At 35.1% G+C, this 12,624-nt stretch carries 9 protein-coding genes; 6 read left to right on the top strand and 3 right to left on the bottom strand.

Annotation, left to right across the window (positions count from 1 at the left end):
* Window positions 1-8: 8 nt before the first annotated feature.
* Complete coding sequence (locus LNP22_RS15985) at window positions 9-1,493, bottom strand: glycosyl hydrolase (RefSeq protein ID WP_229974355.1); 1,485 nt, start codon at window positions 1,491-1,493, stop codon at window positions 9-11.
* A gap of 212 nt (window positions 1,494-1,705) precedes the next feature.
* Window positions 1,706-2,575: a lysophospholipid acyltransferase family protein gene (locus tag LNP22_RS15980; RefSeq protein WP_229974354.1), complete on the bottom strand. Its 870-nt coding sequence runs from the start codon at window positions 2,573-2,575 to the stop codon at window positions 1,706-1,708.
* 116 nt (window positions 2,576-2,691) lie between these two features.
* On the opposite strand from LNP22_RS15980, the gene LNP22_RS15975 reads away from it, so the two are divergent.
* Together LNP22_RS15975 and LNP22_RS15970 are read left to right on the top strand one after the other, a co-directional pair.
* On the top strand, window positions 2,692-3,330 hold the full coding sequence (locus LNP22_RS15975; protein ID WP_229974353.1) for a rhomboid family intramembrane serine protease: 639 nt from the start codon (window positions 2,692-2,694) through the stop codon (window positions 3,328-3,330).
* A gap of 54 nt (window positions 3,331-3,384) precedes the next feature.
* Window positions 3,385-4,074 carry an SIMPL domain-containing protein gene (locus LNP22_RS15970; protein WP_229974352.1) on the top strand — a complete coding sequence of 230 codons (690 nt, stop codon included), beginning with the start codon at window positions 3,385-3,387 and terminating at the stop codon, window positions 4,072-4,074.
* A gap of 116 nt (window positions 4,075-4,190) precedes the next feature.
* Here LNP22_RS15970 and LNP22_RS15965 read toward each other — a convergent pair whose 3' ends face one another.
* The gene (locus LNP22_RS15965) at window positions 4,191-6,818 is read right to left on the bottom strand and encodes a glycoside hydrolase family 3 C-terminal domain-containing protein (RefSeq protein WP_229974351.1); all 2,628 of its coding nucleotides are present in this window, start codon (window positions 6,816-6,818) and stop codon (window positions 4,191-4,193) included.
* A 243-nt stretch (window positions 6,819-7,061) separates the two neighbouring features.
* On the opposite strand from LNP22_RS15965, the gene LNP22_RS15960 reads away from it, so the two are divergent.
* The 4 genes from LNP22_RS15960 (at window position 7,062) to uxuA (ending at window position 12,516) form a co-directional block, all read left to right on the top strand.
* A complete protein-coding gene (locus LNP22_RS15960; protein ID WP_229974350.1) occupies window positions 7,062-8,093 on the top strand; it encodes a LacI family DNA-binding transcriptional regulator in 1,032 nt (343 codons plus the stop codon).
* Window positions 8,094-8,401: 308 nt separating this feature from the next.
* Window positions 8,402-10,567, top strand: a complete 2,166-nt coding sequence (locus LNP22_RS15955; RefSeq protein ID WP_229974349.1) for an alpha-glucuronidase family glycosyl hydrolase — start codon at window positions 8,402-8,404, stop codon at window positions 10,565-10,567.
* A gap of 17 nt (window positions 10,568-10,584) precedes the next feature.
* Window positions 10,585-11,325, top strand: a complete 741-nt coding sequence (locus LNP22_RS15950; protein WP_229974348.1) for an SDR family NAD(P)-dependent oxidoreductase — start codon at window positions 10,585-10,587, stop codon at window positions 11,323-11,325.
* 18 nt (window positions 11,326-11,343) lie between these two features.
* A complete protein-coding gene (uxuA, locus tag LNP22_RS15945; protein ID WP_319616446.1) occupies window positions 11,344-12,516 on the top strand; it encodes a mannonate dehydratase in 1,173 nt (390 codons plus the stop codon).
* Window positions 12,517-12,624: the final 108 nt, after the last annotated feature.

Raw genomic sequence — 12,624 nt, 5'->3', positions numbered from 1 at the left:
GAGAAGTCTTAATTTTTAATGATTTTGAATGATTTCTTAACCGAGCCATAAACTGCTGTCACGATATAAATTCCAGCCGAAAGTTTATCTCCAATTTTAATATCTTCATTGGTTGAATGAGCATCAGACGAGTAACAAATGGCTCCTTTCATATCGACAATTTTTATTGTCAAAGGTTCTGTATTGCTTGATTTTATTTGAAGTGTCGCCTGATTTTTAAACGGATTTGGATAAATACTAAAAGAATCTTTTTCAACTATAGGATCGTTCACGCCTAAATTTGCTGTTGCAACATCAATATAATTAAAACTCATATCGTTTGATTTGAATTTAATTTTTAATAAAACTTCTCCTTTTGGCAACGTAACTCCGTTTACAATTTTGTCTGCAAAAGTTTGCAATCCACCCGTTGCAGGAAAAGTTTCATCAGTTTTTGTAACAACGCCGTTTACAGTAATATCAAATTTTCCGGGAGTGGTTGCAGAAGCGATTCTAAAAGTTAGTTTGTACGTTCCGGCATCGGCGATATTTAGTATAAATTCATTCCAATCCCCTTCATTTATTAAGCTCACATTTTGGGTAGTTCCAGAATCTGTAGTGTTTTGCAAGCTTGTTCCTTTGCGACGATAATGTTTGTTGGCTACAATTCGGCCTGGAACATTCATTTTTTTGGTGGTATAACTAACATTAATATATTCGGTTCCTATCGGATTCAAAACGCCGCTTGTAGGATTTAAAAGCTGTCCTTGAAGCATGTCTGTCCAATTTGCGGGAACTCTGCCTGTAAACCATGAATATCTGTAGATGTCCGGATCATTTTCAAAATTTGTTATGATTTGCTTCATAAAAGCAGTTTTCTCATCAGCTGTCTGAATAACTCTGTTTGCAAATTCGGTTACCCAAATAGGTTTTCCATATTTTTTTAGAAGGCCGGTAACACCAATGACAGATCCCGCAGTATTATCATACGTGTGAAACGAAATGTAATCTACTTTGCAGTTTGGGCAAAGACTAAAAAATTGATCGTGCCACAGTAAAGGATCGCTGTAACCGCCATAATTATTTGGACCGTTGTAAGCCGGCGATGCGCTTATGATTTCCAGATTTTTTGCTGCAGCAATTTTTTCAATATTTGTCCATGCATTCACGGCATCTTGAGGCGTTAAGCGAGCGCCATCATTAAAATTGGGTTCATTAAAAGCCAACAGATATTTTGTGCCGGGTTTTATTTTTTCAATAAAAGATTGAAGATCGGCATCATTTACCCTTCCCCATGCCATCGGAACATATTCAACTCCCAAAGAAGCATAATTGGCGTTAAGATCATTCTCGGGCAGAGAACCCCAGTTGTACCACCACGAAATTCCGGGTTTTAGAGCTTGTAAATCTTCCAGAGAATGATTCCCATAAGCAATTCCGCGTTTGGGGCTTTGCGAAAAACTGTTAATGGAAACACTGCTCACAAGGAGTGCTAAAATTATTTTTTTTATCATAAGTAGGATTTTTTGAAAAGATTTGGGTTAAACTTATCAACTTCAAATGTAAGTCGTTTACACCATTTTTTTAGTTTATTGATTTGGAAAAAACATTACAAAAACCCATCAAAAAACGCATACTTTAATTATTTACTCCTTTCGGAAGCTTTATAAACAAAAAAAGTCCAGAAAGTAAATGATACCTTTTGGACTTTTTGAAATTGAATAATTTATCGTTTGTATTTCCATCTTTTATGCGTCCAAAGATAATATTCGGGCGCTTCTAGAATTTGTTTTTCAACTTCTTTCAAATACATTTCTGTGATGGCAAAATCAGTAAATTCTTTTGAATTATTACAAATCGGAACAAATGTAGCTTCATAATAACCTCTTTTTAATTTTTTTACTTTCACAAATAAAACACTCAAATCGTATTTTTTTGCCAGCATTTCTGCTCCCGTATGCACAGGAACTTCGATGCCCATAAATGTTTTCCAATGAAAAATTCTATCCATTTTTGGAGATTGATCGCTCGCCAAACCGTAAAGGCTTAAAATTCCTTCACGCTGATTTTGCGCCATCAACGGAATTGTTTTTTTAGTTTCTACCAATTCGGCATCGTATTTCGACCTGATTTTTCGAACTAATTTATCAAAATAAGGATTTGCAATTTTTTTGTACACTCCGTAAGCTTTAAATTTAAGTTGTTTATTAAGTGTCAAAAGCCATTCCCAACTAGCGTAATGCGATGCAAACAAAACAATACTTTTGTTTTTTGCTTCATATTCACGTACTAATTCAATATTGGTAACGGTAAATCTTTTTGCCATTTCTTCGGGCGAAATGGTCATAGTTTTTATCATTTCTAAAAACATATCGCACATGTGCTGATAAAATTTCTTTTCGATAGTTTTTCTTTCAGCATCATTTAAATTGGGCAAAGTAAGTGACAGATTTTCACGAACCACTTTTCTGCGGTATCTTAAAATATGATATACCAGAAAATAGACAAAATCAGAAAGCAAATAAAATATCCGAAAAGGAAGTATAGAAATTAGCCATAGCAAAGGGTAGGCTAGTATATAAACAAGAAACTGCATCTAAATTTTTTTACAAATATAAAGTAAAAATAAATATCCAGAATTATTTTGGCTTTTTGCTAACTTTAGTTTCTTAGCGGAATTACTATATTTACGCTTCAAATTAAATATAGTGTATGAATACCATTTTGATAGGGATTATCGTTGCGAATGTTCTGGTAAGTTATAAAGGCTTTAATGATTATTCTTTTTTTAGAAAATATGAATTTCATGTAGGAAGTATTCGTTCGGGAGAACAAATCAGGATGTTATCGTCAGGATTTCTGCATGCAGATATGATGCATTTGGCTTTTAATATGCTAACATTATGGTTTTTTGCTCCAGCCGTAATAGCGCATTTAGGCAGTATTTCTTTTTTATTGATTTATGTTGGCAGTTTGATATTTGGCAGTTTACTGACGATGGTTTTTCATAAAAATGACTTTAGTTACCGTGCAGTAGGGGCTTCTGGAGCAGTTACTGGTGTGCTATATTCTGCAATTTTGCTCGAACCCAATTCTACCATTGGTTTGTATTTCCTGATTAATATTCCGGCTTATCTTTTCGGAATTTTATATCTTTTATATTCTATTTATGGAATGAAAGCCAAAAATGATAACATCGGGCATACCGCACATTTTGGCGGAGCGGTGGGAGGCTATCTGATTACTTTGATAAAAGAGCCAAGTTTAATGATAGATCATAGTTTAATGACGATCTTATTGGCGATTCCTATTATAATACTTTTTGTGATGGCTAAAATGGATAAATTATAATGTTGGCACAACTTTTGGTAAGAGATTACATAACAAATTTAAATTAATCAGAAAATGAAAAAGCTAGTACTATTTTTAACTATCATGTTTATGACAATGTCTTACGGTCAAGAAATAAAACAAATTCCGCAAATAAATGTAAATGGAGAAGGTAAAGTAAAAGTGACACCCGATCAGGTTTGCATTTCGGCAACAGTTGAAACCACTGGGAGTAATGCTAAAGAAGTCAAAAAGCTAAACGACGAAAAAATGGATGCCGTTTTAAAATTCATAAAAAAAATGAATGTGCCAACTGCCGATTTTAGAACAAAACAAGTTTCTTTGAATCCAATTTTTGATTATGAGAAAAAGAAAACAACGTACAATGCTAACCAAACTGTCGAAATTGTTCTGAAAGATTTGTCTAAATATGATGAATTGATGGAAGGTCTGGTACAGCAAGGAATTAATCGTCTAGACAACGTTACTTTTGAATCATCTAAATTGGCGCAATATCAATCAGAAGCTCGTAAATTGGCCATTAAAGATGCTAAATTAAAAGCAGAAGATTATGTTTCTGTATTAGGACAAAAAGTAGGTAAAGCGATCACTATTTCTGATAACTCGCAAGTATATCACCCACAGCCTTTATATGCTGCAATGCGAATGAAAGAGTCTGCCGATGCAGGTGCTTCAAACGAAACATTGGCTATCGGAGAAATAGAAATTACCGCAAATGTTAGTGTGAGTTTTGTTTTAGAATAAAAAGCAAACCTTTAATAAAAAACATAAAATCCCATAACTCGCATGATGTTATGGGATTTTTTATTGTAATTGCTATAAAAATAAGCTTGTTAAAGTCGAGATAATGATTGCTGTTTTTATTTTTCTATCTCAATGATTTTCGAAATAATATTGCTTTTTGTTTGATTTTTTTCATCAGGTTGAGAGCCTCCGATTGCAAGTTTAATTTTGCCTTCAAATTGTTTAAGTTCACCTTGAGCGGTAACATAAGAAAGGTCTTCGGGAGAAAGAGTAAACCTGATTTTTTTACTTTCGCCAGGTTTTAAAGTAAGCCTTTCAAATCCTTTAAGACTTTTTAGTGGTGCTTTTACAGACGAATCCTGATTGATTATATATAATTGGGCTACTTCATCACCTTCAGTTTTGCCAGTATTGGTTATCCTTACAGACACAGCAACATTGTTATTTTTTTTTATTTTGGAAGAAACATCCAATTGATCATATTTGAATGAAGTATAACTGAGCCCGTATCCAAAACCAAAAAGCGGATGGCCTCTAAAGTAGCGATACGTTTTGTTTTCCATACTGTAATCTACAAAAGCAGAAAGATCTGAATCGCTGCCGTAAAAAGTTACAGGCAATCTTCCTCCTGGATTATAATCTCCAAATAAAACATCAGCGACCGCGGTTCCTGCCGCCTGACCTCCATACCACGCATTTACTATGGCAGGAATATTTTCTGCTTCCCAGGGAACGGCAATTGCACTTCCAGTCATTATAACAAAAATCACTGGTTTTCCTGAGGTTTTTAGTGCCTTCATCAATCGGGTTTGTACTTCAGGAAGCAGTATAGAAGTGCGGTCTCCACCTGAAAAACCGGGAAAGTTAACCGGCATTTCTTCACCTTCAAGCTGCGGAGATATTCCACCAACGTAAATAAAAGCATCGGCATCTTTATGTTTGTCTACTATTTTTATAAAGTCAGTTTTCTCAAAATTGCCCGTATTTAATGACACATTTGCTTTTCCTTCTCCCTGCCAATATTCTAAAACTAATTTGTAGACAGTATTTTTTTTGGTAATTAATTTAAATGTTTTTTCTCCCCATCTGTTTTTTGTCCATGCATTTATCATTTCTTTTCCATCAATTAAAAAACGATAACCATCGTCTGCGCTGAGTTCAAATGTTATAGAACCGTCGCTGTCTGCGGTAAAATTAGTGCTGTATCGGGCAGAAAAATGGTTGGCTTTAATGTTTTGTACAACGGCTTCGCCTTCCTGCCAAAAGTGATTTATTTCGGGTTCAATTCTTGTTGTCAGGGGATTTCCGGATAAGTTTACATTATCATAATATTCGGCTTTAAAGCCTTGTTTTCCTTCATACGAATATTGATTTTTAAGGTTTTGATATACCAATAAAGTATCGTTGGTAAAGTTGGTTGCTTTCTCGTAAACAACCTCTGTCTTTGTACCTATTTTTTCTTTAATACCTTGTAAAACAGTAGTTAGTTTACTCGGGGTTCCGTTGTAATTTCCTAAAATAGAAATCGAATTATCTGCATTTGGACCAAGAACAACAATTTTTTTTAAGTTTTTATTCAGAGGCAGGATGTTTTTTTCATTTCGAAGTAAAACCATAGATTGTCTGGCCATCTTTAAGGCGTGCTGTTGATGCTCCTGACTTTCCAGAACCGAAGATGGCGTCTGAGCATATTTTACCATTGCTACCTGATCAAACATTCCTAATCTGAAACGTATCATAAAAAGTCTTTTTACAGAAATATCTATCTGTTTCTCACTAATTTTCCCGTTTTTTACAGCCTGAACCAAAGCTTTGTAAGCATCTGTACCACAATCAATATCAGTACCGTGAAAAACGGCATCGGCAGCAGCCGATTCAGCATCGGGATGTGTTTTATGATTCTTAAAAAAATCGTCAATTGCCCAGCAGTCTGAGGTTACATAACCTTTAAATTTCCATTGGTTACGAAGAATATCTGTCATCAGCATATCACTGGCACAACAGGGCTGCGTTTTAAAAGCATTATAAGCACACATAACGCCTGCCACATTCGATTCGGTTATTAATTTTTTAAAAGCGGGAAGATAGGTATCCCAGAGTTCGTAAGGTGTAACATCAACATCAAAAGTATGGCGCAAAGGCTCAGGTCCGCTGTGTACGGCATAATGTTTTGCACACGCAGCAGCTTTCAAATATTTAGGATCATCTCCTTGCAGACCTCTAACAAAATAATCTCCTAATGTACCCGTTAAATAAGGATCTTCACCATAAGTTTCCTGTCCGCGACCCCAACGCGGATCGCGAAAAATATTAATATTAGGGGTCCAATAAGTAAGCCCCATATAACGCTCGTTGGTTCTGTTGGATTCGACGGCTTTATTGTAAATCGCTCTTCCTTCTAGTGCCGAATAATCTGCCATTTTGTAAAGTGAATTTTTATCGAATGTTGCTGCCATAGCTATTGCCTGCGGATAAACCGTGGTTTTGAAAGGAGTTCTTGCTACACCGTGTAATGTTTCGTTCCACCAGTCATAAGCTATTATTCCCAGCCTTGGGATCGCTGGGGATGAATTGAGCATTTGTGAAACTTTTTCTTCTAATGTTAATCGGCTTACTAGATCGTCTACCCGTTCTTCAAAAGTTAAATTAGTATCTTGAAATAAAAATTTTCCCTGATTTTCCTGCCCGAAGCAACAACACGTGGTCAATAGCAGTACTAGATATTTGAATTTTTGTGATTTCATAAGCTTTATGTTTTTTGAGATTAAACAATGTATGGTTATAAATTATTTACTTTAGCTTTCAAACAACCGATTGTGTAAAGAAATAGCTTTTTTTCAAAATAAAAAAATTATGTTTTGAGTATCATACGAAATAATCATAATTTGTTATTAAAATCATTTAGAGATTTAGAATATGCTAAATTGACATAGAATGGATTGTTATATCATTAAAATAATTACTTTTACTTTTTAGTACTATAATTAATGGAAGAACACAGACATGTAACGATTTATGATATTGCGGAGAGACTGAATCTTGCTACCTCAACAATTTCGAGAGCTTTAAAAGATCACCATACTATCAGTGAGCAAACCATAAAAAAGGTAAAACAGACTGCTAAAGAAATGGGTTTTGTTCCAAATACTTTGGCGGCAGGACTGCGTGGTAATCAATCTAAAACGATTGGAATTTTAATTCCTACTATTACACAGCCTTTTTTATCCTCTTTAATTAGCGGTATCGAAATTACTGCCAGAAAATCAGAGTATTCGGTTATTATTATGCAATCGCATGACTCGTACGAGATGGAGGTTGATTTGGCGAAATCATTATACAGTAATCGTGTCAGCGGGGTGATTTGTTCTCTTGCAATGGAAACCAAAGATACTTCTCATTTTAGACAATTCTCCAATAATAATATTCCGCTGGTTTTTGTGGACAGGGTTCCGAGAGATTATGATACTTTTCGAGTAGTGATCAATAATTATTTGGCGGGTTATAAAGCAACAAAACATCTTATCGAGCGAGGATGTAAGAGAATTGCGCACTTAACCGCGGGATCAGAATTTGGGACTCTTTATAATGAGCGAAAAAGAGGGTATACGGATGCTTTGTTAGAACACGATTTGCCAGTAGAAAATGATTTAATTATCAGCCTAAAAGAAATGACTTATGAAGAGGGAGTCAAAGCCAGTAATCATTTATTTGATTTAAAATTACCTCCGGATGGTCTTTTTGCTCCTGGGGATATTCTTGCAGTAAGTGCTGTTCAGACTGCAAAAAAAAGAGGCATCAAAGTGCCGGACCAGTTTGCGGTAATTGGGTTTAATAATGATCCCATTTCAGAAATAATCGAACCAAATATTTCTACTATAACGCATCCCGCTGAAAAGATGGGGAAAGCAGCTGCAGAGCTGATTTTTAAAAATTTAAAATCTGTTAAAGAGGAAGAAGCCAAAGAAATTACTTTTTTAAACACGCAGGTTTTAGTACGTGAGTCTTCAAAGAAAATTTAAATTAGATTTTAGATTTAAATCAAAAAGCCTGTTATACTTTCTATAGGTATTAACAGGTTTTTTGATGAAAATTAAAACGTATTCAATCTGATTGCAACTACTGAAATACTAGTTGATGACATTACTCTAGTTAAATTTTTAAGTTTTTATTTTTTTATTACGTTTTTTTTATATTTTTACACAACCGATTGCAAGTGTTGTATTTTTTTTAATACCATATTTTTTTAAGCATTTTTTTGCCAATAGCACGGTTATAAGTATGAATTAACGAATTAGATGTAAATCAAAATAAAAAAATAATTAAGATAATGAAGCACACAAAAAAGACTTTGTTAGCATTAGTAATAGTGCTTTTTATAATTTCATGGTCTTCATGGGGTCAGAAGGATTATAAGTTATGGCTTCAATATGATAAGATAACCAACTCCCAAATCCGTTCAGAATATACTACAGCCATTACAGGAATCGTTGGTTTAGGAAATTCTGAAACTTCCAAAATTGCTGTGAAAGAATTAGAATTAGGCCTGAACAGTATGCTGGAAAAAAAATTAGAAGTAAAATCTAAATTAGAAGGTCAAAATACTCTGGTTGTGGGAGCTCAGTCTGCTTTAAACCCTGAACTTCAAAAAGAACTAGCATCTCATATAACTCAAATAAATGAGGAAGGTTTTGTAATTAAATTGGTTATCGTAGATAACGCAAAACATATTGTAATTACAGGAAAAAATGATGTAGGTGTTTTATACGGAGTTTACAGTTTTTTACGAAGGATTCAGACAAATAAATCCATCAAAAATCTGGAGATTACTGAGTCTCCAAAAATAAATCTCCGCATCTTAAATCATTGGGATAATTTAGACCGGACTGTAGAACGTGGCTATGCGGGATTTTCTCTCTGGAACTGGCAAAAATTACCTGATTTTATTGATCAAAGGTATATAGATTATGCCAGAGCAAACGCTTCAATAGGTATTAACGGAACCGTTTTGACCAATGTAAATGCAAATGCTTTGATTCTTACACCTCAATATTTGGAAAAAGTGGAGGCGTTGGCTAATGTTTTTAGACCTTACGGAATAAAAGTCTACCTGACTGCCCGTTTTTCGGCTCCGGTTGAAATAGGTGGTTTAAAAACGGCTGACCCAAAAGACATCGCTGTAGCAAATTGGTGGAAAGATAAAGCGAAAGAAATCTACAAAAGAATTCCAGATTTTGGAGGATTTTTGGTAAAAGCAAATTCAGAAGGTCAGCCAGGACCACAAAATTATGGCAGAAATCATGTTGATGGTGCCAATATGCTGGCAGATGCTGTCGCTCCTTTTGGGGGGGTGATTATGTGGAGGGCTTTTGTCTATTCAGAACACGATGCAAATGATAGAGCAAAACAGGCTTACGCCGAATTTCAGCCCTATGACGGAAAGTTTAGAGAGAACGTGATTGTTCAAGTCAAAAATGGTGCGATTGATTTTCAGCCAAGAGAACCTTTTCACCCCTTGTTTGGCGCAATGCAAAAAACGCCTATTATGATGGAGTTTCAGATTACGCAGGAGTATCTCGGTTTTAGCACTCATTTGGTTTATCTCCCGCAATTATTTAAAGAGGTTTTAGATTCGGATACTTATCAAAAAGGGAAAGGTTCTACTGTTGCCAAAGTAGTTGATGGTTCTTTGTATAATGCTAAACTTACCGGAATTGCCGGAGTTTCAAACATTGGAAACGATCTCAACTGGACGGGACATCCTTTTGCGCAGGCAAATTGTTATGGCTTCGGCAGATTAGCATGGAATCCGTATTTGGATTCAGAAACAATTGCTGATGAATGGCTGAAATGTACTTTTTCCAATGATGAAAATTTTATCAAACCAGTAAAGGAAATGATGATAAAATCGCGTGAGACGGTTGTAAATTATATGACGCCTTTAGGTTTGCATCATATCATGGACACAGGGCATCATTATGGACCAGGGCCTTGGGTGGCCAATTTATCAAGACCAGAATGGAATCCCGTTTATTATCACAAAGCAGATAAAAACGGAATAGGTTTCGACAGATCAAAAACTGGCACGAATGCAACCTCACAATACGCACCGGAAATTGAGAAACTTTTTGATAACGTGGCAACTTGTCCTGAAAAAGATTTATTGTGGTTTCATCATGTCTCCTGGGATTATAAACTTAAAAATGGACAGACACTTTGGAACGGTTTATCGTTGAAATATCAAGAAGGTTTAGATCAGGTAAAAGAAATGCAAAGCACTTGGAATAAAACTGAAAAGTATCTAGATGGCGAACGTTTTAAGGAGGTACAAATGTTATTAGAAATTCAATATAAAGAAGCAAAATGGTGGCGAGATGCATGTTTGCTTTATTTTCAGCAGTATTCGGGTAAAGAATTACCAGCCGGAGTAGAGAAACCCACACAAACTTTAGAGTATTTTCAATCCTTAAAATTTCCTTTTGCACCTGGAAATTAATATTCAAATTAAAAAATATGAGCATAAAAAAAACAGCAATTGTAACCGGAGGAAATTCAGGTTTGGGTTTTGCAACAGCAAAAAAATTATGTGATAACGGTATAACAACTTACGTAATCGGAAGATCAAAAGAAAAAACAGAAGAAGCTTGTCAAGAAATAGGCAAAAATGCAATTCCGGTTTTATTTGATCTGAATGATATAGCGGGAATCCCTGCCATGATTGAGAAATTGACTAAAAATACGCCGATTGATATTTTGGTAAATAATGCAGGTATCAATCTCAAAAAAGAGTTTCTGGATGTCACCGATGAAGATTTTTTATCGATAATTCATACCAATCTTTTAAGTGTTTTTGCAGTGAGTAAAGCCGTTGTAAAAAAGATGAAAGAAAATAAGGGAGGAAACATTATTAATATTAGTTCGATGGCATCGCAATATGGTATTCCCAAAGTCATTGCTTATTCGGCCAGCAAAGGTGCGATCGAATCGATGACAAGAGCAATGGCGGTAGAATTGGCTCCTTTTGGTATTCGTGTCAATTGTGTTGCACCTGGTTTTATCAAAACTAAAATGTCGGCGAAAGCTTTAGATAATGATCCCGAAAGAAAAAATAAAGTGCTGGGCAGAACGCCAATGGGAATCTTAGGAGAACCATCAGATATTGCGGATGCTGTTTTTTATTTTGCATCAAACGAATCGAAATTTACAACTGGAACTGTACTGCCTGTAGACGGTGGTAACAGTATTGGTTTCTAATTATAATACAGACATACCATGATAAAAATGCAGCAAACCATGCGCTGGTTTGGTCCACAAGACAAAGTTAGTTTATTAGATATTAAGCAAGCCGGAGCAACCGGAATTGTAACCGCTTTGCACCAAATTCCTGTTGGAGAAGTTTGGAGAGTTGAAGACATTATAGAAAGGCAGCAAATAATAAAAAATGCCGGAATGCAATGGGTGGTGGTAGAAAGCCTACCTGTTCATGAAGAAATAAAAAGAGCGTCAGGTAATTATTTGCAATACATCGAGAACTATAAAATTAGTATCAAAAACCTTGCAGATTGTGGCATCAGAACTATTACTTATAACTTTATGCCTATTTTAGACTGGGTTCGTACCGATCACAGTTTTATCAATCAAGACGGAAGTAAAGCGCTGTTGTACAATAAAGATGCTTTTACTTATTTTGATTTGTATCTTTTAAAAAGACCTAATGCGGAGACAGATTATTCTGAAACAGAGAAAAATAATGCATTACAGTTTGGCAGTAAACTTTCCGAAGAAGAAAAAGCACTACTTTTTAAAAATGTATTGTTGGGATTGCCGGGAAGTAAAATTAATTTCACAGCAGAACAAATCCTTACTTTATTAGATAATTACGCTGATATTGATAATGAAAGATTAAGAAAAAATCTGATTTACTTTTTATCAGAAGTAGCTCCTATTGCTGAAAAGTATCAGGTAAAATTAGCCATTCATCCAGATGATCCGCCATTTTCAGTTTTAGGTTTGCCCCGAATTATGTCGACTGAAAATGATATCAAATCGATTTTTGAGGCTGTACCTTTAAACGCCAACGGATTGTGTTATTGCACCGGTTCTTTGGGTGCAAATCCCAAAAACAATCTGGAAAAAATTATTGACGATTATGGAGATCGCATTCATTTTTTGCATCTGAGAAATACGATAAGAGAGAATGAAAATGTTTTTAGAGAATCAGAACACTTAAATGGAGATGCCAAAATGGCTGCGATTGTCGAAAAAATAGTGTTGATGATGAACCAGCGAAATGTGAGTTTGCCAATGCGTCCTGATCACGGATTTTTGCATAGCATTGAGGAAGGAGAGGAGCAATATCCCGGCTATTCTTTGGTAGGAAGACTCAAAGGACTGGCAGAACTTAGAGGCCTCGAAATGGGTATTGTTTACAAGTTAGCTCAGTAGATTTTCAAAAAAAAATATTACAGTTTGCCAAATATTTACAATTGTTTGTGAATATGATAGACGCAGAGATAATTGTTTAATTTCTAAGTTGCCTCCAAATAAATTTTA

It is taken from the genome of Flavobacterium flavipigmentatum (genome assembly GCF_020911905.1).
Taxonomy (GTDB): domain Bacteria; phylum Bacteroidota; class Bacteroidia; order Flavobacteriales; family Flavobacteriaceae; genus Flavobacterium; species Flavobacterium flavipigmentatum.
The sequence above is the reverse complement of the archived record's forward strand: the minus strand, read 5'-3'. Positions and strand labels throughout refer to the sequence as shown.